The organism is Pseudoxanthomonas sp. CF385, from assembly GCF_900104255.1.
Lineage (GTDB): Bacteria > Pseudomonadota > Gammaproteobacteria > Xanthomonadales > Xanthomonadaceae > Pseudoxanthomonas_A.
The window spans coordinates 1,898,207-1,923,267 of record NZ_FNKZ01000001.1; the positions used below are offsets into that span (position 1 = coordinate 1,898,207).

The 25,061-nt window shown below is 69.7% G+C and carries 27 protein-coding genes; 12 read left to right on the forward strand and 15 right to left on the reverse strand.

The window, feature by feature from the left end:
* Nucleotides 1–29: 29 nt before the first annotated feature.
* Both BLT45_RS08820 and BLT45_RS08825 read right to left on the reverse strand, forming a co-directional pair.
* On the reverse strand, nt 30–410 hold the full coding sequence (locus BLT45_RS08820) for an ammonium transporter (protein ID WP_175455771.1): 381 nt from the start codon (nt 408–410) through the stop codon (nt 30–32).
* Nucleotides 407–703 (reverse strand): autorepressor SdpR family transcription factor, encoded by a 297-nt coding sequence (locus tag BLT45_RS08825; RefSeq protein WP_093297545.1) that lies wholly within the window; start codon nt 701–703, stop codon nt 407–409. The genes BLT45_RS08820 and BLT45_RS08825 overlap by 4 nt, the downstream gene beginning before the upstream one ends.
* A gap of 133 nt (nt 704–836) precedes the next feature.
* On the opposite strand from BLT45_RS08825, the gene BLT45_RS08830 reads away from it, so the two are divergent.
* Nucleotides 837–2,978: a prolyl oligopeptidase family serine peptidase gene (locus BLT45_RS08830; protein ID WP_093297548.1), complete on the forward strand. Its 2,142-nt coding sequence runs from the start codon at nt 837–839 to the stop codon at nt 2,976–2,978.
* 9 nt (nt 2,979–2,987) lie between these two features.
* Here the strand turns inward: BLT45_RS08830 and BLT45_RS08835 are convergent, their stop codons facing one another.
* Both BLT45_RS08835 and BLT45_RS08840 read right to left on the reverse strand, forming a co-directional pair.
* A complete protein-coding gene (locus BLT45_RS08835; protein ID WP_093297551.1) occupies nt 2,988–3,959 on the reverse strand; it encodes a hypothetical protein in 972 nt (323 codons plus the stop codon).
* Nucleotides 3,960–4,365: 406 nt separating this feature from the next.
* Entirely contained in the window at nt 4,366–5,169 is an 804-nt protein-coding gene (locus BLT45_RS08840; protein WP_175455772.1) for a DUF2306 domain-containing protein, read from the reverse strand.
* A 190-nt stretch (nt 5,170–5,359) separates the two neighbouring features.
* On the opposite strand from BLT45_RS08840, the gene BLT45_RS08845 reads away from it, so the two are divergent.
* Complete coding sequence (locus BLT45_RS08845) at nt 5,360–6,436, forward strand: helix-turn-helix domain-containing protein (protein WP_175455773.1); 1,077 nt, start codon at nt 5,360–5,362, stop codon at nt 6,434–6,436.
* Between the two features lie 384 nt (nt 6,437–6,820).
* Here the strand turns inward: BLT45_RS08845 and BLT45_RS08850 are convergent, their stop codons facing one another.
* The 3 genes from BLT45_RS08850 to BLT45_RS08860 are packed head-to-tail and all read right to left on the reverse strand — an operon-like array spanning nt 6,821 to nt 9,566.
* Nucleotides 6,821–7,081 carry a hypothetical protein gene (locus BLT45_RS08850; RefSeq protein WP_093297560.1) on the reverse strand — a complete coding sequence of 87 codons (261 nt, stop codon included), beginning with the start codon at nt 7,079–7,081 and terminating at the stop codon, nt 6,821–6,823.
* Nucleotides 7,078–8,400 (reverse strand): hypothetical protein, encoded by a 1,323-nt coding sequence (locus BLT45_RS08855; RefSeq protein WP_093297563.1) that lies wholly within the window; start codon nt 8,398–8,400, stop codon nt 7,078–7,080. Before BLT45_RS08855 ends, BLT45_RS08850 begins: the two co-directional genes overlap by 4 nt.
* A gap of 14 nt (nt 8,401–8,414) precedes the next feature.
* Entirely contained in the window at nt 8,415–9,566 is a 1,152-nt protein-coding gene (locus tag BLT45_RS08860) for an SPFH domain-containing protein (protein WP_093297566.1), read from the reverse strand.
* Nucleotides 9,567–9,691: 125 nt separating this feature from the next.
* On the opposite strand from BLT45_RS08860, the gene BLT45_RS08865 reads away from it, so the two are divergent.
* The 3 genes from BLT45_RS08865 (at nt 9,692) to BLT45_RS08875 (ending at nt 12,056) form a co-directional block, all read left to right on the forward strand.
* Nucleotides 9,692–10,222, forward strand: coding sequence for a hypothetical protein (locus BLT45_RS08865; RefSeq protein WP_093297568.1), 531 nt, complete (start codon nt 9,692–9,694; stop codon nt 10,220–10,222).
* 213 nt (nt 10,223–10,435) lie between these two features.
* Entirely contained in the window at nt 10,436–11,533 is a 1,098-nt protein-coding gene (locus tag BLT45_RS08870) for a hypothetical protein (RefSeq protein ID WP_093297571.1), read from the forward strand.
* 4 nt (nt 11,534–11,537) lie between these two features.
* A complete protein-coding gene (locus BLT45_RS08875; RefSeq protein WP_093297575.1) occupies nt 11,538–12,056 on the forward strand; it encodes a hypothetical protein in 519 nt (172 codons plus the stop codon).
* Nucleotides 12,057–12,128: 72 nt separating this feature from the next.
* On the opposite strand, the gene BLT45_RS08880 is transcribed toward BLT45_RS08875, so the two are convergent.
* From BLT45_RS08880 to BLT45_RS08890, 3 genes are all read right to left on the reverse strand, one after another.
* A complete protein-coding gene (locus BLT45_RS08880) occupies nt 12,129–15,026 on the reverse strand; it encodes a two-component regulator propeller domain-containing protein (protein WP_093297578.1) in 2,898 nt (965 codons plus the stop codon).
* 104 nt (nt 15,027–15,130) lie between these two features.
* Nucleotides 15,131–15,610, reverse strand: coding sequence for a VOC family protein (locus BLT45_RS08885; RefSeq protein WP_093297581.1), 480 nt, complete (start codon nt 15,608–15,610; stop codon nt 15,131–15,133).
* Nucleotides 15,611–15,700: 90 nt separating this feature from the next.
* Entirely contained in the window at nt 15,701–16,318 is a 618-nt protein-coding gene (locus BLT45_RS08890) for a dihydrofolate reductase family protein (protein WP_093297585.1), read from the reverse strand.
* A gap of 145 nt (nt 16,319–16,463) precedes the next feature.
* On the opposite strand from BLT45_RS08890, the gene BLT45_RS08895 reads away from it, so the two are divergent.
* From BLT45_RS08895 to BLT45_RS08910, 4 genes are all read left to right on the forward strand, one after another.
* Entirely contained in the window at nt 16,464–17,516 is a 1,053-nt protein-coding gene (locus BLT45_RS08895; protein ID WP_093297588.1) for a S66 peptidase family protein, read from the forward strand.
* Nucleotides 17,517–17,609: 93 nt separating this feature from the next.
* A complete protein-coding gene (locus tag BLT45_RS08900; protein ID WP_093297591.1) occupies nt 17,610–18,026 on the forward strand; it encodes a DUF1801 domain-containing protein in 417 nt (138 codons plus the stop codon).
* 1 nt (nt 18,027) lies between these two features.
* Entirely contained in the window at nt 18,028–18,510 is a 483-nt protein-coding gene (locus BLT45_RS08905; protein WP_093297595.1) for a DUF1801 domain-containing protein, read from the forward strand.
* 85 nt (nt 18,511–18,595) lie between these two features.
* On the forward strand, nt 18,596–19,156 hold the full coding sequence (locus BLT45_RS08910; RefSeq protein WP_139187969.1) for a hypothetical protein: 561 nt from the start codon (nt 18,596–18,598) through the stop codon (nt 19,154–19,156).
* Between the two features lies 1 nt (nt 19,157).
* On the opposite strand, the gene BLT45_RS08915 is transcribed toward BLT45_RS08910, so the two are convergent.
* Genes BLT45_RS08915 through BLT45_RS18325 form a run of 3 tightly spaced genes read right to left on the reverse strand, consistent with a single transcriptional unit; the run spans nt 19,158 to nt 20,102 of the window.
* The gene (locus BLT45_RS08915; protein WP_093298774.1) at nt 19,158–19,469 is read right to left on the reverse strand and encodes a DUF6122 family protein; all 312 of its coding nucleotides are present in this window, start codon (nt 19,467–19,469) and stop codon (nt 19,158–19,160) included.
* 13 nt (nt 19,470–19,482) lie between these two features.
* On the reverse strand, nt 19,483–19,953 hold the full coding sequence (locus BLT45_RS08920) for a YaiI/YqxD family protein (protein WP_093297601.1): 471 nt from the start codon (nt 19,951–19,953) through the stop codon (nt 19,483–19,485).
* Nucleotides 19,950–20,102: a hypothetical protein gene (locus tag BLT45_RS18325; protein WP_175455774.1), complete on the reverse strand. Its 153-nt coding sequence runs from the start codon at nt 20,100–20,102 to the stop codon at nt 19,950–19,952. The genes BLT45_RS08920 and BLT45_RS18325 overlap by 4 nt, the downstream gene beginning before the upstream one ends.
* 191 nt (nt 20,103–20,293) lie before the next feature.
* Here BLT45_RS18325 and BLT45_RS08925 point away from each other — a divergent pair, with 191 nt between their 5' ends.
* Nucleotides 20,294–21,607 (forward strand): alpha/beta hydrolase, encoded by a 1,314-nt coding sequence (locus BLT45_RS08925; RefSeq protein ID WP_093297604.1) that lies wholly within the window; start codon nt 20,294–20,296, stop codon nt 21,605–21,607.
* A 13-nt stretch (nt 21,608–21,620) separates the two neighbouring features.
* Here BLT45_RS08925 and BLT45_RS08930 read toward each other — a convergent pair whose 3' ends face one another.
* Both BLT45_RS08930 and BLT45_RS08935 read right to left on the reverse strand, forming a co-directional pair.
* A complete protein-coding gene (locus BLT45_RS08930) occupies nt 21,621–22,466 on the reverse strand; it encodes a class I SAM-dependent methyltransferase (protein ID WP_093297607.1) in 846 nt (281 codons plus the stop codon).
* The gene (locus BLT45_RS08935) at nt 22,463–23,296 is read right to left on the reverse strand and encodes a class I SAM-dependent methyltransferase (protein WP_093297610.1); all 834 of its coding nucleotides are present in this window, start codon (nt 23,294–23,296) and stop codon (nt 22,463–22,465) included. The genes BLT45_RS08930 and BLT45_RS08935 overlap by 4 nt, the downstream gene beginning before the upstream one ends.
* A gap of 225 nt (nt 23,297–23,521) precedes the next feature.
* Here BLT45_RS08935 and BLT45_RS08940 point away from each other — a divergent pair, with 225 nt between their 5' ends.
* Both BLT45_RS08940 and BLT45_RS08945 read left to right on the forward strand, forming a co-directional pair.
* Entirely contained in the window at nt 23,522–24,067 is a 546-nt protein-coding gene (locus BLT45_RS08940; protein WP_093297613.1) for an OsmC family protein, read from the forward strand.
* A gap of 2 nt (nt 24,068–24,069) precedes the next feature.
* Nucleotides 24,070–25,047: an AraC family transcriptional regulator gene (locus BLT45_RS08945; RefSeq protein ID WP_093297616.1), complete on the forward strand. Its 978-nt coding sequence runs from the start codon at nt 24,070–24,072 to the stop codon at nt 25,045–25,047.
* The last annotated feature ends 14 nt before the right edge of the window (nt 25,048–25,061 follow it).

A 25,061-nucleotide genomic window follows, 5' to 3' on the forward strand; every position in this document is an offset into this window, starting at 1 on the left:
GGGGAGAAGGAAGCGACAGGTGCGCCGGCTCAGGCGCCCGACACCCGCGCCTTGTTCCGCAGCGACAGGCAATAGCCCGCCGTTACCGCGATACCCAGCAGCACCGCCAGCGAGCCGCCGATCACCGCCACATCCTTCGGCGCCGCGATCCAGAACCCCGCATAGACCAACCCGCTGAGCGCCATCGACCAGCCGGCCACCCGCTGCGCCTGCCGGGCCCGCGCACTGGGCACGAAGCGCTTGGGCATCTGGTTGCCGAACCACGCCACCATCAGGCCGACGGCGCCCATCACGATGCGGTCGACCATCTCGCTGTCGATGTAGCCCCGCGACCGCGCGAACGTCGCACACAGCGCCAGCACCACGATGCCGATGCCCCACGCCAGACTGGACAACACTTCTCTGTTCATTGCGAAGACCCCTTCTTGGACTTCGGCGCGGGATTGCCCGCACCGAAGGAGTGGACGAAACCGAGCAGTGCGTCTTCCAGCACCGACAGCTTCAGGTGATAGATCACGGACTTGCCGACCTTTTCCGCATGCACCAGGTCGGCCTCTTTCAGCACCGCGAAATGCGCCGACATCGTCGGCTTGGAGACATCGAACTGGTCGCTCAGCTCGCCCGCGCTCATCGGCCCCTTGCGCAGCAACTGCAGCACCTGGCGGCGGGTGGGATCGGAAAGGGCGCGGAAGACCTGACTCATGATGCGATAGTTAGCTAAACATCGAAATGTGTCAAGCGCCGTTGGTCGGGCGTGCTTGACCGGTTCCGTGCCGGGCGCCCGTGCATACTCACGACAGCCCGCTGGGGATGGCGGGCACCACCGGAGAGACCGAATGCCGACTGCGCGCGTCGTACGCCCCTTGCTGCTCGGGGCCCTGCTGCTTCCCTTCGCCACCGCCCTGGCCCAGGCGCCCATCGCCAAGGTGCAGCCTGTCACCGACGACTACTACGGCACCGCGGTCACCGACCCGTACCGCTGGATGGAAAGCGGCAAGGACCCCGACTGGATGCCCTGGCTGCAGGCGCAGGCCAGGCACACCCAAGGCGTTTTCGCCGCCATGCCCGGCCGCGCCTCGCTGCTGGCCGACGTGGCCGCGCGCTCCGGCGAACTCACCACCGTCGGCCAGGCCGAACAGGCCGGTGGGCGCGTCTTCCACGAAATCCGCGCGGCCGGCGAGCAGGACACCAAGCTGATGGTGCGCGAGGCCGATGGCCGCACCCGCGTGCTGCTCGACCCGACCACGTTGAAGAACGCCGATGGCGACCAGGTGATCGACCGCTGGGCGGCGTCGCCTACCGGCCGCCATGTGCTGGTCGCCTTGTCCAAGCGCGGTACCGAACACTCCACGTTGCGCGTGCTGGAGGTCGACACGGGCCGCTTCTTGCCGGTCGCGATCCCGCACGCCTGGATGATGAGCTGGACCCGCCATGGCGAAGGCTTCAGCTATCTCAAATTCGTCGGCGAACCGGGCACGCCGAGCTATTTCGTCGGCAACGAAGCCCGCCTGCATCGCCTGGGCACCCCCACACCGGACGTGCTGTTGGCCACCCGCGGGAAAGGCGGCATCAGCGCGAAGGCCGAACAGTTCGTGCCGGTGATCTTCGACCCCGACAGCCCTACCGCGCTGGCCGTCGTGCGCGATGGGCGCAACGAGATCGCGATCTACCGCGCCGATGCCGACCGCGCGATGACCGGACAGGCGACGTGGACGCCGGTGGCCGGCTTCGAGGATGTCGTGGTCGACACCGCCCTCGACGGCGATCGCCTGTACCTGATCTCGAAGAAGCAGGCCTCCGGTGGGCAGATCCTGCAGACCTCGGCGACGGCGCCGGACCTGAAGACCGCGCGCGTCGTCGCGCTGCCGGGTACGCCGGTGATCGAATCGATCCTGGCCGTGCAGGGTGGGCTGCTGGTGCGCACCATCGATGGACCGGCCTCTGGCCTGTGGCGCGTGGGTGCCGACGGCAAGGCGACGAAGCTCGCACTGCCGTTCGATGGCCAGGTCACCTCGCTGCAGGGCTGGGCACCGTCGTCCGAGGTGCTGGTGGCGATGACGGGCTGGTTCACGCCGTCCACGATCTACCGCCTCGACCTGCGCGACGGCCAGCTGAAGGACCTCGCGCTGGTGCCGCCGCTGCCGTTCGACACCGCCGGCTATGAAGCCCGCCGCAGCCAGGTGGCGGTGCGCGACGGCACGCAGGTGCCGTACACGCTGGTGATGAAGAAAGGCGCCACGCTGGATGCCGACACACCGGTGCTGCTGGAAGCCTACGGGTCCTACGGCTACGCCGCGCTGCCGCGCTTCAACGCGCGCGTGCTGGCCTTCCTCGACCGCGGCGGTGTGTACGCGCTGGCGAACGTGCGCGGCGGCGGGGAGTTCGGTCGCGACTGGCACTACGCCGGCAAGGCGGCCACCAAGGCCACCACCTGGCGCGATGCCATCGACGTGGCCGAGCAGCTGATGCGCGACAAGGTGGGCTCGTCGAAGACGATGACGCTGATCGGCACCTCGGCCGGCGGCGTGATGCTGGGCGGTGCGATCAACGAGCGTCCGGCGTTGTTCGCCGGCGCGATCGCCAACGTCGGCTTCATGAATCCCGTGCGCTACGTCTCCGAGCAGAACTACGCGGACATCGAGGAATGGGGCGGGCCGATCACCGATGCGGCCTCGTTCAAGACCATGTTCGACCTGGACCCGTACCAGCACATCCGTGCCGGCACGGCGTACCCGCCCACGCTGGTGGTGTCCGGCCTCAACGATCCGCGCGCCGCGACCTTCCACAGCGCCAAGTACGCCGCGCGCCTGGCCGCCGCGCAGGACGGGAAGGTGCCCGTGCTGCTGCGGCTGGATTTCGGCGCCGGCCATGGCATGGGATCGAGCCGCAGCCAGTTGGACGAGGTGTGGACCGACATCTACGCCTTCACCCTGGCGCAGGCGGGGCGCACGGATTTCAGGACGGCATCAGCGAAGTGACGCAGCGCCTCACCCGTTGAGCGGTTCGAAACCGCCATCGCGCCCCGGACGGTTGGGGTCCGGCGGTGGCGGCGGCGCGCTGACCGGACACACGCGCACCAGCAGGTTGAACTCGGTCAGCGAGAAGTCGTGCACCTTGTACGGCGGCGAACGGCCCTGGTTGAACTCAGCCAACGCGGTGTTCATGCCCGCCTGCACCTGGTCGCGCAGTTGCCGCGCAATGGCCGGGCCGATGAAGCCATCGAAGAATCCATCGCAGGCCGCTTCCAGCGCCTTCGCCACGGCCGACGAACAGCCGCCCGAGAGGATCGCCGACGCGGTGCCGAACGATACGTTGGTCCGCGCGAAGCCGTAGCGCGCGGCGACCCGCCCATCCACCGGGAACACCTCGAAACCCAACGTCATGTCGATGTCGGCATCGAACCAGTTCGGCACATCCGCGGTCAGCGGGATATCGACGACGAAACTGTTGATGCCGAAATCCACGCCGATCTCGCTGCCGCGCAACGTCACCTGGCCCGAGGACGGGAACGCGCGGCGCACCTCTTCGCGGATCAGGTCGCGGATCACGTCGCTGCGCTGCGGCAGCTCGAAGCACGCGCCGAAGTCGATGCCCAGCGTCACCTGGCCCATCATCCGCACGGCCAGCGGCGTGCGCAGCGACAGCGTGTAGGTAGTCTCGTTGTACGGCCGCGCGGGCCGCGTGCCCTGCGCCGGTACGATCTGCTCGCCTTCGCCGAACAAGACCGCTTCCACGTGCACGCCGGGCAGGAAGGTCGTCGGCATCGTCACGTCCCACGCCAGCGTCGACCATCCCCACGGCGTGCGTGGGTTGGGCGAGGCCGCGAAGTTCACCAGCACCGCTTCGTTGAGCAGTTGGATATGCCGGAAGCGTTCCGGATCGATGGGGGGCGGCAACACTTCGCCGTCGATGGCGGGATTGCCGTGGGTAGTGCCGGGAAAGCGGGGACGGTCGGCCATGATGCGACTCCTTCGGCGACATGCCGTGCATTCCGTCCAACGCCCCGGTCGCGGCACGACGGACACCGCACGTCGTACGTGCCCCGCTTTCACGTCGACATAACCCTACCAGCGCAATGCACCCTGCGTTTCCTTCTCCCCGCCTGCGGGGAGAAGGTGCCCGGAGGGCGGATGAGGGGCGGGCGCGGGGTCGCATCGTGCGCGGCGTAGCCGTCGGTCGCTGTCGAGGATGCGTTCGACGTCAGTACGCGGCGAACACGTCGCGTGCGCGACGGAAAAGCGCCCCTCATCCGCCTTCGGCACCTTCTCCCCGTTGCACGGGGAGAAGGGGACAGCCGGTACGACGTGTTTCTCCTGCTCCACGCCCTCAGGGAGAAAGGGGCCGCCAGCGCTTCGCTCCCGCGGCTTACAACACCGGCCACCACATGAAGGCGATGGCCGCCACGCTGCCGGCGGCCGTGAGCAGCGCCAGCAGGCAGAGCAGGGCACCCGTGGCCACCTTCACCCCCGCATGCCGAGAACGTTCCGCGGCGAAGTACAGCGACAGCACCGCCAGCGGCACCAGCCAACTGCCGAAGCTGACCAGGATGAAAGGCGCGCCGGTGTAGTCGATCGTGATGCCCAGCGGCGTCAGCACCAGCCCGGCCAGCATGATGCCGATGCGCAGGAACCACACCCCGTTCACCAGCAGGTACGCGCGCAGCGCATGCCGCCGGTGCGCGGCGACGTCCTTCGCCCGCGCACTGCGCCAGGCCAGCAGCGCGAAGACCACGATCAACAGCCCGTTCACCGAGATCGACAGATTGCTGGCCGGCCCCAGTTGCGAGCCGCGCACCCAGACCAGATAGAAGCCGGTCAGCGTGACCACCAGCGCCACCGACAGGAACACGCGTCCGTTCCACCGGTGCAGGTGCGGCCACCGTCGCCGCAGCGCCGGCACCAACTGCCAGGCGCCGGCGAAGGTCACCAGCCCGGCGAGCAGCGCGTGGCCGACGAACTGCAGGTTCCCCACCACATCGCCCGGCACATACCCGGTGACGTGCGGCTTGGCGTTCAGCGGCGACAGATCGCCGCCCAGCACCGGACCGCCGAAGAACAGCACGATGAAGGCCACGAAGGCCCACTGACCGAACGTGGCGGCGACGAACCAGGCGGTGGCGCCGAGCGAGAGCACACGGGACGGCGCGGGAAGGGAAGGCGACACGGGCATGGCAACGGCTCCGGGGAAGGGAGCCGCACGATGGGCGGCGCCTGCCGGGGCCGTCTCGCCGGATCGGAAATCGGCCAGCCGGATCGTGCGTGCGCATTCGGCGCGTGGCGGGGCGGCGGCCATGACCGATGGCGCTTGGCGCCGGATGCCCGCGGCCGCACCCTGTGGCGGACCCCACGAGGACACCGCCATGCCGACCTGGCCGACCATTACCACGGGCATCGCCGTCACGGTCGCGGTGGCTTCGCTGCTGATGCTGCTGTGGCAGCGCCCCAAACGCGACGCCGAGGTGATCTTCGCCGTGGTCAGCGGCTCGATGGCGCTCTCGCTGATGTCGCCGTGGATGGATGGCGCACCCACCTGGATGCTGTGGGCCGTCGCGATCGGCGGCAGCGCCACCTGCAACGGGTTCTGGCTGGTGTCGCGGGCGCTGTTCCGCGGCGACGGCGGCGTGGGCCGCGTGCACGTGCTGGTCGCGGGCGGCGTGGCCTTGCTGATCGCCGCCTACCGCGGCGCCACCCTCGGCACGCACGGGGCGGTGTCGCCCTGGGCGTCCGGGTTGGACAGCCTGCTGACGCTGGCCAGTTCCACCTTGCTGGTGCTGACCTTCCTGGAAGCGCTGCGCGGCGGCTGGACCACGCTGCCGACCAGTGAACGCCGGTTGCGGTCGGCCTTCATGCTGGTGTTCGCCGCCTGCGTGCTGACCACCACGTTGATGGGCGCGCTGGCCGGCACCTGGCCGTGGCTGGCGCAGGTGCGTGGCGGGGTGATCCCGCTGTGCGCGATGGCGATGATCCTGTTCACCCACGGCGCGCTGTGGCATCGCCGTCGCGTGCCGTGGCCGCCGGCCGAAGTCCCGCAGCCCGCCCGCGTGCCGGTGGGCCCGCAGGGCGCGGAAGAACTCCGCCTGGTCCGCGCGTTGCGGCATCAGTTGGACGTGCAGCAGGTCTACCGCGAGCCGGAGCTGAAGGTGATCGACCTGGCGCACCGCCTGGGCACCGCCGAACACAAGCTGAGCCGGCTGATCACCCAGGCGCTGGGCGAGAAGAACTTCAACCAGATGCTCAACCGCCACCGCATCGCTTACGCCTGTCGCCGGCTGGCGGATGCGGACGACGACGCTACCGTCCTCGACATCAGCGGCGACGCCGGCTTCGCCTCGCTGGGCCCGTTCAACCGCGCGTTCAAGACCGCGATGGGCTGCACGCCGACCGCGTATCGCGCCGCGCATCGTGCCACCGCACGCGCCGAGTTGGAGTTGTCGTAGCGCGGGACGGGATCGGGGGCGCCCTCACGGACGCCGGGATCCCGCTAACCCCTGAACAAAGCCGGCCCGCGAAGTGGATTCGGCTTGAATGAATCGTTAGGCGGCATCACCGCCACCAACGACGCTCCGGTGGATAGTCAGCCTTCGCCTCTGCATCCGCAGGTCCATGACACTTTATATCCCAGGCCTGCTGGGGAGTCAGAATGCGGACGCCGCACATGCGTAGGTCACAGGAGCGCGGCTGCGACCCGTCGATGAGCGATATGCCCCACACCTGCCCATCCTCAGCGCCTACGCAAAGGCAGGGGTGATACGCGCAGTCCTCATAGATATCGCCAGGCGAGATGATGAGGCTTTCAAGCTCGTTGCGCTCTGTCATGCGGGCTAACTGCTGTCGCCGCGCACGCGCTCCACGCGCTGGCGGTAGGCGCTGACGTTGTCGCCGTCGATGCCGGCGCGCTGGGTGCCGCGGATCTCGTCGATCTTGCGGTCCGCGCCGGTGACGGGCTGGGCGACGACCTCCGTCTCGCGCTCGAAGGCGTGCGACTTGTCGGTGTTGCGGTAGTAGCGGTACAGCGCCCAATACAGCGCGCTTGCGCCCGCAGGCCCCAGGGCCAGCAGCCATAGACCGTTGTCGTCGCTCATGCGCCCGCCCAGATGATCGCGAGGGCGATGCCCTCGAGGAATGTGCCCACCGTCAGCGCCGCCAGCAGCAGCTTCCAGTGCTGCACGGGCACGCTGCCCATCGTCTCGCCGGTGCGGCCGTTGACCGCGATGTAGTGCAGCATGCCGCCGTTCTTGCCGGGCTGGTGGTAGGAGTACAGCCACACCGGCAGGTACATCGACACCCAGCGCGTGCCGTGCACGTCCAGGCGTTCGCGTTCCCAGCGCACGCCGCGGTCGTAGCGGTCCACCGAATCCTCGACCTGCGCGCGGGCGATGGACAGCAGCTGGTCTTCCAGCCGGGGCCGCAGCTGCTCCACGTCGGTGTCGCGCTTCTCCGAGGTGAAGCCCGAGAGGTACGACGCATTCCACTTCACCGCGTTCTTGGTGTCGAACGGCAGGATGGTGTTGATGATGTTCTGCGTGTTGACGGCGGTGTCGAGGTTGCCGCGCTCGCGCGAGGATTCCAGCGGCAGGTCGTCGACGGTGAAGTCCACCTGGCGTTCGACCTGGTAGAGGTCGGCGTCGTAGTAGGTCTTCTTGTTCTTGTCGGTGCCGCGCGTGTAGCGGCGGATCAGGATCTCGCCCTTGCCGGCCACCTCGGCGCTCGCGTTGCCGTCGACGATCATGTAGGGCAGGTACACGCCGACGACGTTCTCGGGCGTGAACTGTTCCTTGAACGCCTTCAGCGCGAACAGCCGCCGCTTGTCGACGAACTGGCGGATGCGGGCGACCGCGTCGTCCTTCTTGATGTGGAAGGGCAGCACCGCGTCCGGCACCGCGCCGTTGGCGATCTGCTCGTTGACGCCGAACATGTGCCGGCACCAGTGGCAGCGCGCCGTCATCGCGTTCTCGGTGTTGACGGTGACCTCGGCGCCGCAACCGGTGCACTTGAAGGTCATCAGCAGCGCGGCATCGGCATCGATGTTGCGCGCGCCGGACGCCATGATGGTGCCGCGCAGGTCGGCGTGCCCGGTGCCGAAGCCGAAGGCTTCCTCGACGCGCGCGCCGTCCCATTCGTTGCGGCAGTACAGGCAGACCAGCAGGTCGGTGCCGGGCTTGTGGCGGATCTCGGTGGCGCCGCACTTCGGGCAATGGTTCTGCCCGTCGCGCAGCTCGGCCGAGGCGGTGTCGATGGCGACCGGGTCGGGCGCCTGCAGCTCGTCGCGGATGGCGTCGGGCAGGGGGGCGGGATCGACCGGGAACGTGCCGGGCAGCGGCGGCACGTCCTGCGGCGAGCCGGGCCCCAGGGGTGGGGCCGGCGGCAACGGCGGGGGCGCCGGACGGTTCGGGGTGGACATGGGCGGTGTGCGGATTACAGGCCCAGTGCCTTCGCCTTCAACGCGTCGTAATCGGCCTGGGTGATCAGGCCGAGGTCGAGCATCTGCTTGGCCTTCTGCAGCTTCGCGACCGGATCCTCCGCCGCCGGGGCGGCCGGCGTGGCCGGCTGCTGCAGCGCGCCCAGGCCACCCACCATGCCCGAGGCCATGCCCACGCCGACCAGGCCGGCGGCGCCGCCGGTCTCGCCGGCGGACTGGATGCCCTGGGCGACGCTGGCCTGCAGGTTGGAATTGCCGCGCGAACCGGCCAGCGCATCGGCGCGCTGCACGGTCTTCAGCAGTTCACGGGTGGTGGCGTCGTACTCGATGGAGACGATGGCGGTCTTGACGATGGCCAGGCCGCGGTCGGACTTCCACTGGTAACCCTGTTCCACCGCCGCCGACAGGCTCTGGGCGAAGCCCAGGGAATCCTGCTGGATCTTGGTGATGCGGTTGCCCTTGGACGGATCGTTCGTATACAGGCTGAAGGCCGGCGCCAGCGAGCCGACGACTTCGTTGAACAGCTGGCCGGCGGCCGCGTTGTCCAGGTCGGTGAAGTCGAACACCTTGCCCGGCTGCAGGTACGCGGCCGGCACGAAGTTCTTCACGAACAGGATCGGGTCGACGATCTTCAGCGTGTACGAGCCGCGCGTGATCGCGCCGACCTGGGTGTTGAGGAAGCCGTCGTCCCAGTAGATCTCGGACTGGGTGCCGAAGCGGTTCTCCGGCAGTTCCTTCAGCGAGACGAAGAACGCCGCCTGCTGCGAGCCCGGCTGGCCGCCGAACTTGAAGCGCTCCCAGCTCTGGGTGATGAAGGTCGACACGATGCCGTCGCCGGCGAAGATCGACTTGGAGTTGATGTCGTCCGAACGCCATTCGTAGCCGCCCGGCTCGGCGACGAACGCGGTGATCGCGCCGTCCTGCATCAGCAGCAGGCCGTAGCCTTCCGGCACGACGATCTTCGAGCCGTTGGTGATGATGTTGCTCGAACCGCTGGTGTTGGAGCCGCGACCGGCATTGGTGCCACGGGGGACCGCCGCGAACAGCGCGGCCGTCGCCGGCAGGCCGTCCGGCACGGTGTAGAAATCCTTCCACTGGTCGCCGAGCACGCCGCCGACCGCACCCACCACCGCCTGCACAAGACCCATGACATCGCTCCGTGATTCGGGGCGGGAAGGGGTACCCGCCAACCGTGACCGAGTATACAGAGCGATACGCAGCGTCCATGGCGCAGAGGTCATGCCTGCGGCGCGGGCTCCGGCTACCATGGCGCATGGCCACGGATGACACCGCCACCGTCCTGGAATCCGACCTGCCGCTGGTCCGGCGCGAGTTCCCGTGGCCGATCCGGGTGGGCTGCGTGCTCGCGGGCGCGTTCGCCATCGGCATGACGCTGTGGGAACTTGGCCGCGGCCTGTGGCCGCTCAACATCGCATCGCCGTTCTTCGCGGTCATCGTGGGCGGTGCGTGCTACGTCGGCGTGCAGTTCATCCGCGCCGGGCTGTCCGGCTGGGGCGACACCTGGACGTACGCGCCCCACGCCATCGTCGTGCAGCGCCGTGCCTGGGGGCGGTCGACGAGCACCCGCCTCAGCGCGACCAACGTGGCGGCCGTCGAGGTGCGCCGCAGCGAAGACAGCGACCACGACGACGCGCCGTGGCAGGTCGTCATCGTGCCGCGGCCCACGTTCTCCGGTCTGGCCGCCACGGCCGGCCCGGGTGGCGTGTTCGATGCGGGCAGCTACGGCTCGCAGGCCTACGCCGAGCGCGTGCGGCGCGCGTTGGCCGACCACCTGGGGCTCTGACCGCCGCATCTGCTGCAGCGCATGGTGCAGCCGGTGCCGGTTCGCGTATCGTGCGCGTGCAGCGCGGGGGCGCTGCCTGTCGTGCCGGTGGGGACCGGATGTCCGGTGGCCGGCACCAGGGGGTTTTCGACGAACGGACGATGCAGTGGGCGCGCGCCTCGGCGCGCGCGCGGCTGCACGCCTGTCATTCCATCATCACGGGGGAAGGGAATCATGTTGAAGCGCGTATGCGTGCTGCTGTGGGCGCTGTCGTTGCCGGGCCTGTGCCTGGCGGCGAAACCGATCGAATTGCCGATGCCGCTGGGCGAGCAGTTGCCGGTCGAGATCATCGAAGCGCAGCAGGAGATCGGGGTGGTGGTGCCGGCGACGGCCCAGAACATGGGTATGCAGTTCGGCCTGATCGGCGCGCTGATCGGCAGCGCGGTGCAGAACTCGCAGGTGAAGAAGGCCGAGGAAGCGGTGGTGCCGCTGCGCGACCTGCTGGTGGGCTATCCCTTCAACCAGAAGATGCAGGATGCGTTGCGCGCCAAGCTGGTGTCCGATGGCATCTCGCCGAATCCGCAGGTGACGGTGATGCCTTCGGCATGGGAGGCCCACGACGCGCAGCAGAAGGCGCAGCTGCCGCCGCAGGCGCTGGTCCTGACGCCGAGCTATTCGGTCGACAACCAGTTCACCCAGTTGACGGTGCTGGTGCACGCGCAGTTCGTGGAGCGCAGCGTCAAGTCGAACGGCAAGATCAAGGTGGTGCCGCGCCTTACGCGAGACTACAGCTACCAGTTCCCGATGTCCGGCGCGCGCAGCCCGGAGCCGATCCAGGACTGGCTGGCGCTCGGCGCGCCCGGCCTGGCGGCGGTGGTGGACCGCGGCATCCAACAGGCAGCCGACATGCTGGTGAACGACTTCACCGCCGAGAGTCGCGTGGCCTGGAACGCCAAGGTCAAGGGCGAAGCGGTCAACCTGTCGGGCATGCGCTACACCGGCGTGCCGGTGCGCCAGGGCGAAGGGTGGTCGTGGCTGCGCGTGGGCCGTGGCCACATGCAGACCCTGTTGGGCCTTGAACCCCTGCTGGCCGGTGCGCCGCTGCCGGCGGCCTTCGTGCCGGCGGCTGCGCCGACGAGGGTGGCCGCGGTCGAGGGCGCAGCGGGCGACCCAGCGTCCACGCCGGCCGAGGCGATCGCCACCGGCGCGCTCGACGCCACCGCCCCGATGCCGGCGACCGAAGCCGCACCGCAGGCACCGGCGACACCGGACGCGGCACCGGCCACCACGCCGGCCGATGTCGCGCCTGCGACCGCGCCGGTCGGGGGCTGAGGCGATGCGTGCCGGATGGGGCGCGCTGGCCGTCGGTTTGCTGGCCACGTCGCTGGGCGGCTGCGCGATGAAGGTCAACCGCGTGCAGATGGACGCCTCGCGGCTGGCCGGCAAGGTCGACCGCAGGGTGGCCTGCGCTTACCGGCAGGGCGAGGTGGTGGATGCGCGTCCGTCGACCGGGCGGGCAGGCGGCCTGGGCAAGCATCTGTTCCTGGTGGACGACGCGTCCGTCATCGTCCGCGAACGGATGACGGCGTTCGGCATCGCACCGCAGGGCGAGGGCGACGAGGTCGATGTGCGCATCCTGCACATGTACATGGCGCAGAACCTCGGTACCAAGGTGCCGGTGGTGGTGTTGAGCGCCACGGTGGGGACGCAGCCGGCCTTCACCCTGCGCTCGCAGAAAGCCTCGATGAACTGGAACGGCAGCGAGGACGAGGCGTACGAAGGCTATGCGCGCGCGCTCGACGATGCGATGACGCAGCTGGTGATGCGACTGGATGCGGGTTGCCGGACGACGTGATCGTCCTCGCCCGGTGATGTCGGACGCCCGGGCGCGCCCTGCGCATCCGGGCGTTGCGTGTTTGGGCCTGCGTCACGCCGCCGGCAAGGCCCGGTTGCGTCCTTCACCCTTGGCCCGGTACAGCGCCGCGTCGGCGGCGTGCAGTAGCGCGTCGGGCGTGCCGCCCTGCGCCGGTCGCAGGCTGGCGGCACCGATGCTGACGGTGACGATGTCGGCCACGCTCGACGCGCGATGCGGCAGGGCGAGGCGCTGCACGTCGGCCACCAACCGCCGGGCGAGCGCGAGCGCCGCGTCGGCGTCGCAGTCCGGCAGCAGGATGGCGAACTCTTCGCCGCCGTAACGCGCCGCCAGGTCGTCGCCGCTGCGCAGGCTGTCGGCCAGGTGGGTGGCCAGGGTGGCCAAGGCGGCATCGCCACCGAGGTGGCCATAGCTGTCGTTGTAGGCCTTGAATTCGTCGACGTCGACGAGCAGCACCGCCAGCGGCGCATCGCGCTCGGCATGGTCGTCCCAAGCCAGTTGCAGGCAGCGGGTGAACTCGCGCCGGTTGGCGATGCCGGTCAGTGCATCGCTGGCGGCCAGGTGCTGCAGGCGGGCATTGGCTTCGCGCAGGGCGTCGGTGCGTTGCGCCACTTCATGGGTCAGGGCGCGTTCGCGCGCCCGCGCGGCACGCAGGCGCAGGCGCACCAGGACCGCCAGCAGGCCCAGCACCAGCAGCACCGCCAGCGTGCGCAGCCACCAGGTCTGGTGCCATTGCGGCAACAGGGTGAAGCGCAGCTGCGCGCCTTCCTCGTTCCACACGCCGTCGTTGTTGCTCGCCATCACCCGGAACACGTAATCGCCGGGTGGCAGGTTGGTGTAGTAGGCGGCGCGACCGGTGCCGGGTTCGCTCCAGGCGCGGTCGAAGCCTTCCAGTTTGTAGCGGTAGCGCACGGCCGAGGGGGCCACGTAGCTCATCGCGGCGAAGTGCAGCTCCATGCGTTCAACGCCCGGGCCCAGCCGGCCGGCGCGCGCCGGATCCACCTCCACGCCATCCACCAGCAAGCGCTCGATCGCGACCGGCGGCGGTTGCGGATTGCCCTGCATGCGGTCCGGGTCGACGATGACCACGCCCTTGGCGGTGCCGAACCAGAGCCGGCCGTCGTCGCTGCGGTCCGCCGGCGTCTGCGAGGCGCCGTTGCCCTGCGCGTTGAGCATGCCGTCGCTGGTGCCGTACCAGTGCGGTTCCAGTTGCTGCACTTCGCCGCGGTCGAGCGCCGTGAAGCCGGCCTTGGCGAGGCGGCCGATGCCGCGGTTCGAACTGAACCAGAGATTGCCGCGACCGTCATCCAACAGCGCGAACACCGCATCGCCGTGGAAACCGGCGCGCTGGAGATAGCGGGTGACCTTGCCGTCACGGACGCGCACGATGCCCACGCTGGTGCCCAGCCACAGGCTGCCGTCGACGGCGGGATGGAAGGCGAACACGCTGGTGCCGGACAGGCCGTCGGTGCCGCAGGTGTCCACCACGCCGCGGAAGAGGCAGCGCAGGCCGCTGCGCAGGCCGATCCACAGGCGGCCCTCACGGTCTTCGTAGAGGGCGCGCGTATCGTCGCCACGCGTGCCGTCCACGACTTCGACCCGCGTGCCGTCGATCCGCGCCACGCCCTGCAGGGTGCCGGTCCACATGCCGCCCTCGCGGGCCGGGGCGAAGGCGAACACGATCGTGCCCGGCAAACCTTCCGCCAGGCTGAAGGTGCGGGCCCGTCCCGCGGCATCGAAGCGGGTGACGCCTTCGGTGCCGGCCACCCACAGCTGGCCGGCGTCGTCTGAGCGGATGGCGCGCACCAGTTGGCTGGGCAGCTGCCGGTTGTAGTCCGTGGCCGGCTGCAGCACCGCGCCGTCGTAGCGCGACAGGCCGGCGCCGTCGGTGCCCACCCACAGTGCGCCGCCGGGTGCCTGGTGCACCGCGCGCACGGCGTTGGAGACCATCTGCCCGGTCACCGTGACCAGCTTGGACGGGCTGAGCCGGTGCAGGCCGCTGGACGTGGTGCCGATCCACAGGTTGCCTTCGCGGTCCTCGAACATTGACCGCACGGTCTCGCCCTGCAGGCCGGCCAGGGTGTTGTCGCAGCTGAAGTGGTCGGCCGTCAGGCGGCACAGGCCCACGTCCAGCGGCGCGAACCAGACGCTGCCGTCGCGGTCGCCGTACAGCGTGTAGATGCGCCGCCCATCGAGCGCGGCCGCGCGCGGATCGCGCTGGAAACGGCCGTCGCGGAAGAACGCCGGACCGGCCTGGGTGCCGACCCAGGCTGTGCCCGCGGCATCGATGGCGAGGCTGTAGACCGCATTGCTGGGCAGGCCGTCGCGCTCGTCGTAAACCCGCGCACGGCCGTCCTGCCAGTGGACGACGCCGACGCCATCGGCCGCGATCCAGACGCCGCCGGCGCGGTCGGCGACGATGGCCCGGTAGAAGCCGCGCGGCGGGAAGCCGTCCGCATCGCCGAGCAGGCGGGGCTGCCCGTTCGCCATCCGCACCACGCCCGCATTGGTGGTCAGCCACAGGCCGCCCGCCGTGTCGCTGACGATGCCGAACACGCTCTCGATGCCGTCGGGCAGGCGCACCGGATCGAGGGTGCGGCCCTGCCGGTGGTACAGGCCGCCGTTGAGCGTGCCGACCCAGACGCCGCCGCGGCGGTCGGCGCTGACCGCGGTGATCGCCGAGCTCTTCAGGGCCGGCGCCACGCGCGGATCGATGGTCTCGAAGCCGTCGCCGCTGTGGCGCGCCAGTCCACCGTAGGTCGCCAGCCAGATGGCGCCATCGGCCTGCTGGGTGATGGACAGCACCGTGCCTTGCGGCAGCTCGTTCTCGTACCACGCGTGGGTGAACTGGCCGATCGCGCGGCGCGGTTCCAGGGCATGGGCGGGGAGCAGCAGGAGCGCGCACAGCACACCGGCGAGCAGGGCGCAGGCGCGCCGTACGTCAGGCATCATGCGGAATTCGAGGCATCGGTCCCCCACCGGTGTCGCGTCATGCTACCAGTTGATAGCGGCACCGGTGGCGGCGAATTGAGGGCCGGAACCCCGTACGGCCCGGCTCATCCGCGGACGGCGGCCTCGATCTTGGCGACGTCGATCTTGCGCATCTCCATCATCGCCGCGAACGCGCGCTTGGCCACGGCCTTGTCCGGGTTCGTGAACGCCTCGGTGAGCACGCGCGGGGTGATCTGCCAGTTCAGGCCCCACTTGTCCTTGCACCAGCCGCAGGCGCTTTCCGCGCCGCCGTTGCCGACGATGGCGTTCCACAGGCGGTCGGTCTCCTCCTGGTCGTCGGTGGCGATCTGGAAGGAGAACGCCTCGCTGTGCTTGAACGTGTCGCCGCCGTTCAGGCCGATGCAGGGGATGCCGTACACGGTGAACTCCACCGTCAGCACATCGCCTTCCTTGCCGGACGGATAGTCGCCGGGGGCGCGGTGCACGGCGGTGACCTCGCTGTCGGGGAAGATCGTGGCGTAGAAGTTCGCGGCCTCTTCGGCATCGTGGTCGTACCAGAGGCAGATGGTGTTCTTCGGGGTCATGGTGGTCTCCTGGGAAGGACGGGGCAGGGCAGAGGGCCGATCATCCCGGCCCGGCGGGAAAGCGGGGTGAATGCGGGGGCGTGCGGTGCTTCAGCCTTCGGCGAACGAGCCGGTGCGGACGTCGCCTTCGCGCTCATAGCGCCCGATGACGATGCCGGTCGGCGTGGTGCGCGAACTCGCCAGCCGGAAGGCCGCGGGGTGCTCATCGCCATCGAATAGGCGCTTGCCGCGGCCGAGCAGCACCGGATAGACCAGCAAGCGCAGTTCGTCGACCACGTCGCTGGCCAGCAGTTGGTGGATCAGGTCGCTGCTGCCCTGGGTGACGAGGTCGGGGCCGTCTTCGCGCTTCAGCGTGCGCAGCGCGCCGACCGGATCGTCGCCCAGCGCCTGGCTGTGGGCCCACGCCAGCGTGTCCGGATGATGCGTGGCCACGTGCTTGGTCGCGGCGTTGAACGCATCGGCGATGCCGCCGTGCGGCGCATCGCTGGGCACCTGCGGCCAGTAGCCGGCGAAGATGTCGTAGGTGCGGCGACCGAGCACCAGCGAGAAGGGGCGTGCGAACAGGCCGTCCATCGCTTCGTCGTCGCTGGCGTAGGGCCAGGCCCAACCGCCGAGGGCGAAGCCGCCGCTGCGGTCTTCGTCGGGCCCGCCGGGGCCCTGGATGACGCCGTCGAGACTGACCATGACGGCCACGATGAGCTTGCGCATCTCGGAATTCCTCGTAGAGCGGTGTGTCCGCCTTTCCCCAGCGACGAACGGGAGGCGGCCGGATCGACACGGCGTGCACGCGATCGTTCAGGATGCTCCGGCCCGCTTGCTAAGCTGGGCCCGACTTCCCTCGACAGGCGGTGACATGCACAGCAGGCGGAACTTCCTCGGAACGGCGGCGCTGGCCGCCTCGGCCCTGATGCTGCCGCTGGCGGGCCACGCGCCTGCGTTCGCGGCCGCTCCGCGCAAGCGCCTGCTGCCGCTGGCGTTGAATCCGGGCGATACGGTCGGCCTGGTCAGTCCCTCGGCCGCGACCGACGAGCCGCTGGACCTGCAACTGGCGCGGGAAGCGATGGAAGCCCTCGGGCTGAAGGTGAAGGTGGCGCCGCACCTGGCTGCGCGCCGCGGTCACCTGGCCGGCACCGACGCCGAACGCGCGGGCGACCTCAATGCGATGTTCGCCGATGACGAGGTCAAGGGCATCGTCTGCGCGCGCGGCGGTTCCGGTGCGGCGCGGTTGCTGCCGCTGCTCGATTACGCGGCGATCCGTCGCCATCCCAAGATCCTGCTGGGCTACTCCGACATCACTGCGTTGCACAACGCGCTGCTGTCGCAGGCCGGACTGGTGAGCTTCCACGGCCCCATCGGGATCGGCAGCTGGAACGCGTTCAACGCGGACCAGTTCCGTCGCGTGTTCTTCGAGCGCGAACAGATGGAATACCGCAACAGCGCCGACAAGGGCGACGAACTCGTCCAGCGCCGCAACCGCACCGTCACCATTACCGGTGGGAAGGCGCAGGGCGAACTGGTGGGCGGCAACCTGTCGGTGCTGGTGGCGCTCGCCGGCTCGCCGTACCTGCCGGACTTCCGCGGCAAGATCCTGTTCCTCGAAGACGTTTCCGAGGCGCCGTACCGGATCGACCGCATGCTCAGCACGCTGCGCCTGATGGGGGCGCTGGACCAGGTCGCCGGCGTGATCTTCGGCGAGTGCACCGACTGCGATCCCGGCAACGGCTACGGCTCGCTGACGTTGCCGGAGATCTTCGACGATTACTTCAAGCCGCTGAAGGTGCCGGTCTACCGCGGCGCAATGATCGGCCACATCCGCCAACAGTTCATCGTGCCCGTGGGCGGCCGCGTGGAGATGGACGCGGATGCCGGCACGTTCCGGATGCTGGAGCCGGTGTTCCAGCGGTAAGCGCCGGGTTTCGCATGCCTTGAACACGCGGAATCCCATCCTCCTCCCCTTAGCGCGACCGACCGGGTCGCCATCAGCCGCAAGGAGCACCGCATGAGCCCGACACCGAAGGACACCCACGACGCTTCGCGCCGCATCGATGCGCGCATCGACGAACTCCGCGATTGGCGTGGCGATGTGCTGGCGCGCGTACGCGCCCTCATCCACGAGGCGGATCCGGGCGTGGTGGAGGACGTGAAGTGGGTCAAGCCGACCAACCCGCATGGCGTACCGACGTGGTCGCACGACGGGCTCGTCTGCACCGGCGAGGTCTACAAGGCCTACGTGAAGCTGACCTTCGCGCACGGCGCCAAGATCGAGGACACCGACGACCTGTTCAATGCCAGCCTCGATGGCGGCACGCGTCGCGCGATCGACCTGCGCGAGCGCGACGTGCTGCAGGGCGCGGCGTTCAAGGCGCTGTTCCTGCGCGCGGTGGCATTCAACACGGCGAAGAAGGCCAAGGCCTGAGATGGCGACGAAGAAGGCCGCCACGAAGAAGGCGCCTGCTAGGAAGGCGGTCGCTAAGCAGGTGGCTACGAAGCCGACATCGCCCCGCCTGCTGTCCGGCGGCAATCCGCAGATTCCGAAGGGCGAGGGCGATGCCCCTGTGCGTGCGTACCTGGCCGCGGTACCCGGCTGGAAACAGGCGTTGGCCAAGCGCCTCGATGCGCTGGTGGAGAAGACCGTGCCCGGCGTGCGCAAGGCGGTGAAGTGGAATTCGCCCCTCTATGGCGCACCGGGCGCTGAGGGCTGGTTCCTTTCGTTCCATTGCTTCGAGCGCTATCTCAAGGTGACCTTCTTCCGCGGCCAGTCGCTGCGGCCGGTGCCACCCGAGGCGTCGAAGGTTCCCGATGTCCGCTACCTGCATCTGCGCGAAGGCGAGGCTTTCGATGAAGCGCTGCTGGGCGGCTGGATCGCGCAGGCGAGCCGGCTGCCGGGCGAGAAGATGTGACCGTTCGGCACAGCGCCCCTTGAAACCGGGCGCGGGAGCGTGTTCGAGTAGGGGGAGGCGCTAAGGGGAGATGCGTATGCGGGGAATGACGCAGTGGGGAAGCGGTGTATTGCTCCTGGTCGGCATCCTGATGGGCGGCCAGGCCAGTGCACAGGCGTGGCGCGCGCCCGACGGCACGCCTGGCCCCTCCACCGAATCGAGGAAGGAGGTCGACGGGTTCAGTGCGATGCTGCTGGTCACGCCGGACATGGACTGGCAGGACAAGTGGGACACGCCGCCGGACGTGATTCCGCACTTCCGGGAGGCGGACCGCGTGGCGCGTGATGAGCGCCTCGCCATCCTGATCTTCTTCGCCAATCCCGCCGAGGTTGATGGCAGCGCGCATACCGTCCTGGACCTGAAAGTCATCCAGCCCGATGGCAAGGCGCAACTCGCGGTCGAGGATGTCGCCTGCTTCACCGGCCCGCTCATGGGCCACCCGACCAGCGTGCGGCTGTGCGAAACGTCGCTTGGTTACATCGCGGATCCGGATGACCTGTCCGGCCAATGGCGCGTGGAGGTGGTGGTGAAGGACCGCAAGCGCAACGTCGAGATCCCCTTGCAGACAGGCTTCCAGGTGCTCGATCCCGGCGTGCGCGCGGACTGAGCTACATCAGCAGGCAGTCGATGCCATCCAGCATCACGTGGATCAGCAGGCCGATGCCGAACCAGCGGGTCTTCTTCGGCACGGCCAGGCCCGCGTAGACGGCGATGGCGGGCCAGGTGTGCAGCGGATGGAAGCCGATGCTGCAGCGGCCGGGCGCGTAGATCGGGTCGGCGATCAGATGGTCCAGGTCGATCACCCAGGCGGCCAGCATCCACAGCGCCGCACGCTTCCACTGGGCGGGCCAGCACAGGCGGGCCACGACCAGCGGCATGATGACGTGCAGCACCAGATGGAAGACGGGACGGAACTCCAGTTCGAGCATCGGATCAACGACGTGCGGCCAGCCAACGGTCGAGCTGGTTGGCGAAGGCCTGGCGGTCGCGCGCGTTGAACGCGGCCGGGCCACCGGTCTGCACGCCGGCGCCGCGCAGCTCGTCCATGAAGTTCCGCATCGACAGGCGTTCGGCGATGTTGTCGGGCGTGAAGCGGTCGCCGCGCGGATTGATCGCCTGCGCGCCGTTCGCCAGCACGCGCGCGGCCAGCGGGATGTCCTGGGTGACGACGAGGTCGCCGGCCTTTGCGCGCTCGACGATGGCGTCGTCGGCCACGTCGTAGCCGCCCTGGACCTGCAGGGCGCGGATGAAGCGCGAGGGCGGAGTCCGCAACCACTGGTTGGCGATCAGGGTGACGTGCACCTGCGCGCGTTCCCCAGCGCGGAACAGGATTTCCTTCACCGGGCCCGGGCAGGCGTCGGCGTCGACCCAGACCTGCGGCGCCGGGGCCGCATCGTCATTCATTCCGCGGTGTCGGCTGGTGCGTCCTCAGGCGCGGTATCGGTCCGGGCCGCGTCGCGTTCGGCGCGCTTCTTGGCGTCTTTTTCTTCCTTCTTCTTCTTCTTGGCCAGCTCGCGCTGTCGTTTCTCGAAGGAATAGTTGGGTGTAGGCATGGGCAAGTCGTCCAGGGAGGGAAGGGACCGTCCAGGGGCGGTCCGTACCCCTACACGATAGCCCGCAGTCGCGCTGCTGGCGAATCCCGGCGCCCGTCGGCTCGCTGCGGCCCCGGCCCCTGCGATACCATCGGGCCGTCGGCCACCCCTGGGGACTGGGGCGGTCAGGACGTCCTTCCATGGGGTGAACAATGCGGCGGATCCTCTGCCTGGTGCTGGCGGCCCTGGTGCTGGCTGGCTGTGCGAAACGTGTCAGGGAAATGCCGCTGCCTCCGCCCGTGGAGACGCCGCTACCGCCGCCTCCACCTCCGCCGCCTCCTCCTCCTCCTCCTCCTCCGACCAGTGCGGCGGAGGCAGCCGCGCTTGCCGAGGCACAGCGCCGTGCCGCGGCCGCCGAAGCCGAAGCGCGCGCACGCCAGCAGCGGGATGCGACGGCCCGCGAAGCGGCCGAGCGCGCGGCACGCGCCCGTCAGGCCGCGCAGGCCGGCAAACCGCCGGAGCAGGACTTCGTCAACGTCGACGTCTTCTATGCCACCAACCGCACGCCGGCGGCGGCCTTCGCCTCGCTGCCGGCGGGCGACCGCTTCACGCCGGCGCTCGCGCGCCAGCTGACCTACGGCACGGCGAGGATCAGCATCCCGAAAGTCCACGTGGCCGGCGAACTCGAGTCGCCGCGCTGGTACCTGCTGGAGTTCAAGGAGGATCCCAAGCAGCACGTCATCCTGCAGGATGTCGCCAGGCTGGAGAAATCGCCTTTCTTCGCGCGGCTGTACGACCGCGTCGGCGCCTCGCGCGGCAGCAATGCCTTCGTGTTCGTGCACGGGTACAACGTCAGCTTCCGCGATGCCGCCCGGCGTACCGCGCAGCTGGCCTACGACCTGCGCTTCGACGGGGCGCCGGTGTTCTACAGCTGGCCGTCGCAGGCGGCGCTGTCAGGCTATTTCACCGATGAGCAGAGCATCGCGCGCTCGGTGCCCTACATCGAGAACTTCCTGTCGGACCTCGCCGACCGCTCCGGCGCGCAGAACCTGTACGTGATCGGGCACAGCATGGGCACGCGCGGGCTGACCCAGGCGGTGCGCAACCTGGTGACGAAGCGTCCGGAACTGCGCGGTCGCTTCCGCGGCATCATCCTGGCTGCGCCGGACATCGATGCGAAGGTGTTCCGTACCGATCTGGCGCCGGCCCTGCAGGCGGCCAGTGGGCGCGTCACCCTCTACGCCTCGTCGGAGGACCTCGCGCTGAAGGCCTCCAAGCAGGTCAATCGCGGGCCACGCGCCGGCGACACCAGCGAGGGCGTGGTGCTGGTGTCCGGCGTGGACACCATCGACGTCTCGGGCGTCGACCAGAGCGTGCTGGCGCACTCGTACTTCATGGAATCGGACAAGGTGATGGGCGACATCCGCGAGATGTTCCGCGCCAACCAGCCCGCCGCGCAGCGCAAGCCGTTGCAGTCGGTGAAGCTGGGCGCCGGCATGTTCTGGAAGATCCTGCCGCCCCCATGAGGCGGCACGCGCGTCACCCGGCGGCGGACAGCGCCACGGGCGAGCGCGCGGTGGCGACGACGAACTCGCCCGGCATGCGGTAGCCCCGGCCGACGCGCCACGGCCGGATCGCCTGCAGGTAACGCGCGCGGACGCGTCGGCGGGTCGCATCGTCGAAGCGCGACCAGGCCATCGCCACGGGGCCGCCGACGAAGGCCGCGTCGCAGGCGTCGTCATCGCCGGCGTACTGCAGCACCGCTTCCACCCGGTGCTCCTCCGCGTCCACGAACCCCGCCCGCGTGCACAAATCGACCAGCATGCCCGCGTGGCCGAGCTGGAAGAACAGCGGGCACACGTCGCTGGCCACTTCCTCGTCGACGATCGGGAACACCGGCGACCAGCCGCAGCGGGCGCGCTGGCCCCATACAGCTACTGCGACGCGCCCGCCCGGACGCAGCGCCCCGTGCATGGCGCGCATGGCCTGGTCGGGGTCGGGCATGTACATCAGGCCCAGCGCGCAATACGCCAGGTCGAAGCCGACGCCCGAGGTATCCAGCGCCTCGCCGTCCATGCGCAGGAAGCGCGCATGGTGCAGGCCGTGCGCCCGCGCGCGCGCGTTCGCTTCATCGACCATCCGCTCGGCGATGTCCACACCGACCACGCGGCCTTCCGCACCGACGGCCTCTGCCGCGGCGAGCGCCATGACCCCCGTGCCGCAGGCCACGTCGAGCACGGCTTCGCCCGGCGCCGCCGGCGCGACCGCCAGCAGCCGACGGTGCGCGCCCGACAACTGCGCCTGCCAGAGCGCGTCGTAGCGGGAGGCGGCGAGGTCCCAGCCGTAACGCTGGACGCGCCGCTGCAGGCGTGCATGGTCCTTCACCGGCGCACGACCACGATTTCGAGGTACTCGCTGGGAATGACCAGGCCATTGCCGTTGCCGCGGTCCATGCGGTCCATCAGCGCATGCAGGTCCTGCTCCAGCTCGGCGGCCTTGTCGGCAGGCAGCGCCTGGAAGGCTTTCTGCACCGGCCCGTACCAGGTGCGGAACACGTCGATCATGTGGGCGGCATCGCGGTAGCGGAAGTTGAACATGCGCGCGGTGACGCCGATGGCGCCCGCGCTGTCGCCGAACAGCGACTGCACGTGCGCGGTGGTGCCCCACAGCGAAGGCGGCTGCACGCCGGCAGGCGGTGCGATATGGCGGCCGAGCACCTTGAACATCTGGCCGATGAAGCCCTCCGGCGTCCAGTTGGCCAGGCCGATGCGGCCGCCGGGGCGGCACACGCGCGCCAGTTCACCGGCGGCACGCGCGTGGTCGGGGGTGAACATCACGCCGAACGTGGACAGCACCACGTCGAAGCTCGCATCGGCGAACGGCAGGGCTTCGGCATCGGCTTCGGCGAAGGTGACCTGCAGTTGCTCCGCATCGGCGCGCGCCTGTCCCAGGTCGAGCAGGGCGGGCACGTAGTCGGTGGAGACCACCAGGCCCCCGCGGCGCGCGGCGGCGAGCGTGGCGTTGCCGTTGCCGGCGGCGACGTCGAGCACGCGTTCGTCCCAGCGCAGATCGACTGCTTCGGCCAGGCGCTCGCCGACGATCTGCAGGGTGGTGCCGACGACGGCGTAGTTGCCGCTGGACCAGGCGGCCTGCTGGCGCTGCTTGAGGGCATTCAGGTCGGGCGGGGTGGGGAGGGCGACGGCGACGGCATTCATGCGGGGCGTTCCAGGGATTGGGGAGGGCGCAGCGTGGCGGTCCCGGCGTGCCGCCGTCCTGACGGGGCGTCTGCCAGGGCTGGCCGCGCGTCCGGGCGTGCGCGTGGGTTTCCCGGGGCTCCGCGATTCCTTGCCGATCGTCCGAAGGCTGGCCGCGGCCCACGCCGGGCTGCGTTGTTGAGCCCAGAATCCGCTTGCCCCTGCCGTCCGTTGGAGTTCCGATCCATGAATACCCCCCACGACATCGCCCAGGCGATGCAGCGCGCCGTCAGCGTGTTTACCCGGCGGCCCGACATGGGCCTCCACGATGACGTGAGCGCGCAAGCGCACTGGCAGGGCGGCATGCGCGTCGTCGCCGCTCACGCATCGGGTGCGGAGATCAGCACGGACATGCCGGTGGAACTCGGCGGCACCGGCGACCGGCCGTCGCCGGGCTGGTTCTTCCGCGCCGGCATCGCGGCCTGCGCGACGACGGCCATCGCGATGGTGGCGGCCGAGCAGGGCGTGGCGTTGGACAGGCTGGAGGTGGAGATCGGCAGCCGCACCGACACGCGCGCGCTGCTCGGCATGAGCGGTGCGGACGGCGCCAGGATCGCGGCCGCACCGGCGTCGATGCAGATCGGCATTGCGCTGCACGCCCCGGGCGTCGATACCGCGCGCTTGCAGGCGCTCGTGGACGAGGCGCTGCGTCGTTCGCCGATGCAGGGCGCGTTGGCGGGCCAGCCTCCGATCCGCGTGGTCGTGTCGGTCGGGGACGGGCAGGCCAGCTGAGCATGGACGCGCTTTCCGAAATCCTGCGTGTCGTGCAGATGTCTGGCGCGTTCTTCGTCAACGCGCGCTTCAGTGCGCCGTGGTGCTACCAATCGCCGAAGGCCGCCCTGGCCGCGCGCTGGCTGGATCCGACGGCCGAGCAGGTGGTGATCTTCCACTTGGTTACCGAAGGCGAATGCCTGGTGGAAATGGACGGCGAGCCTCCGTTGGCGGTGCATGAGGGCGATGTGGTCATGTTCCCCGGCGGCGCCGCGCACCGGATGGCCTCGGCGCCGGGCTTGCCGCCGCCGCGTGGCGCGGCCGACCTGAAGAAACTGTTCTCCAGCCGTCCGCGCCGGCTCGCCTACGGCGGGGGCGGCGCACCCACGCGCATCGTCTGCGGTTATCTGGCCTGCGATACGCGTTTGGCGCGCCTGCTGCTGGATGGACTGCCGCCCGTCGTGCGCATCAGCCTGCGCGACTCGGAGGCGGGCGCCTGGCTGGAATCCTCCGTGCGGTATGCGCTGGCGGAAGCCCGTACACCGCGCCCCGGTGGCGCCAGCCTCTTGTCGCGGCTCGCCGAACTGCTGTTCATCGAGGTGCTGCGTCGCTATGTGCACCAGCACGAAGGCCACGCGGGCTGGCTGGCCGGACTGGGCGACCGCATCGTCGGTACGGCGCTCAACGCCCTGCACCAGAAACCGTGCCAGGACTGGACGCTCGCCGATCTCGCGCGCGCCGCCGGCACGTCGCGCTCGGTGCTGGCCGAGCGTTTCCAGCAGCTGGTCGGCACCTCGCCGATGCAGTACCTGACGCAGTGGCGGATGCTGATGGCGGCCAACCTGCTACGGCGCAGCAATGCGCCGCTTTCGCGGGTCGCGGAGGAAGTGGGCTACCAGAACGACACCTCCTTCAGCCGCGCATTCCGGCGCGAATACGGGCAGCCGCCCGCCGCATGGCGGCGCAGCCTGGCCGATGTCGGACAGGCTGCGCACGCCTGATGCCGCGTGGCGCG

Coding starts and splice junctions, on each gene's coding strand:
- BLT45_RS08895 (WP_093297588.1), top strand. CDS start 16,464: ATGCACAGCAGGCGGAACTTCCTCGGAACGGCGGCGCTGGCCGCCTCG.
- BLT45_RS18325 (WP_175455774.1), bottom strand. CDS start 20,102: ATGCCTACACCCAACTATTCCTTCGAGAAACGACAGCGCGAGCTGGCC.
- BLT45_RS08935 (WP_093297610.1), bottom strand. CDS start 23,296: ATGAATGCCGTCGCCGTCGCCCTCCCCACCCCGCCCGACCTGAATGCC.
- BLT45_RS08910 (WP_139187969.1), top strand. CDS start 18,596: ATGACGCAGTGGGGAAGCGGTGTATTGCTCCTGGTCGGCATCCTGATG.
- BLT45_RS08840 (WP_175455772.1), bottom strand. CDS start 5,169: ATGCCCGTGTCGCCTTCCCTTCCCGCGCCGTCCCGTGTGCTCTCGCTC.
- BLT45_RS08885 (WP_093297581.1), bottom strand. CDS start 15,610: ATGACCCCGAAGAACACCATCTGCCTCTGGTACGACCACGATGCCGAA.
- BLT45_RS08845 (WP_175455773.1), top strand. CDS start 5,360: ATGCCGACCTGGCCGACCATTACCACGGGCATCGCCGTCACGGTCGCG.
- BLT45_RS08855 (WP_093297563.1), bottom strand. CDS start 8,400: ATGTCCACCCCGAACCGTCCGGCGCCCCCGCCGTTGCCGCCGGCCCCA.
- BLT45_RS08940 (WP_093297613.1), top strand. CDS start 23,522: ATGAATACCCCCCACGACATCGCCCAGGCGATGCAGCGCGCCGTCAGC.
- BLT45_RS08835 (WP_093297551.1), bottom strand. CDS start 3,959: ATGGCCGACCGTCCCCGCTTTCCCGGCACTACCCACGGCAATCCCGCC.
- BLT45_RS08945 (WP_093297616.1), top strand. CDS start 24,070: ATGGACGCGCTTTCCGAAATCCTGCGTGTCGTGCAGATGTCTGGCGCG.
- BLT45_RS08905 (WP_093297595.1), top strand. CDS start 18,028: ATGGCGACGAAGAAGGCCGCCACGAAGAAGGCGCCTGCTAGGAAGGCG.
- BLT45_RS08870 (WP_093297571.1), top strand. CDS start 10,436: ATGTTGAAGCGCGTATGCGTGCTGCTGTGGGCGCTGTCGTTGCCGGGC.
- BLT45_RS08900 (WP_093297591.1), top strand. CDS start 17,610: ATGAGCCCGACACCGAAGGACACCCACGACGCTTCGCGCCGCATCGAT.
- BLT45_RS08890 (WP_093297585.1), bottom strand. CDS start 16,318: ATGCGCAAGCTCATCGTGGCCGTCATGGTCAGTCTCGACGGCGTCATC.
- BLT45_RS08825 (WP_093297545.1), bottom strand. CDS start 703: ATGAGTCAGGTCTTCCGCGCCCTTTCCGATCCCACCCGCCGCCAGGTG.
- BLT45_RS08830 (WP_093297548.1), top strand. CDS start 837: ATGCCGACTGCGCGCGTCGTACGCCCCTTGCTGCTCGGGGCCCTGCTG.
- BLT45_RS08850 (WP_093297560.1), bottom strand. CDS start 7,081: ATGAGCGACGACAACGGTCTATGGCTGCTGGCCCTGGGGCCTGCGGGC.
- BLT45_RS08865 (WP_093297568.1), top strand. CDS start 9,692: ATGGCCACGGATGACACCGCCACCGTCCTGGAATCCGACCTGCCGCTG.
- BLT45_RS08925 (WP_093297604.1), top strand. CDS start 20,294: ATGCGGCGGATCCTCTGCCTGGTGCTGGCGGCCCTGGTGCTGGCTGGC.
- BLT45_RS08920 (WP_093297601.1), bottom strand. CDS start 19,953: ATGAATGACGATGCGGCCCCGGCGCCGCAGGTCTGGGTCGACGCCGAC.
- BLT45_RS08880 (WP_093297578.1), bottom strand. CDS start 15,026: ATGATGCCTGACGTACGGCGCGCCTGCGCCCTGCTCGCCGGTGTGCTG.
- BLT45_RS08875 (WP_093297575.1), top strand. CDS start 11,538: ATGCGTGCCGGATGGGGCGCGCTGGCCGTCGGTTTGCTGGCCACGTCG.
- BLT45_RS08820 (WP_175455771.1), bottom strand. CDS start 410: ATGAACAGAGAAGTGTTGTCCAGTCTGGCGTGGGGCATCGGCATCGTG.
- BLT45_RS08860 (WP_093297566.1), bottom strand. CDS start 9,566: ATGGGTCTTGTGCAGGCGGTGGTGGGTGCGGTCGGCGGCGTGCTCGGC.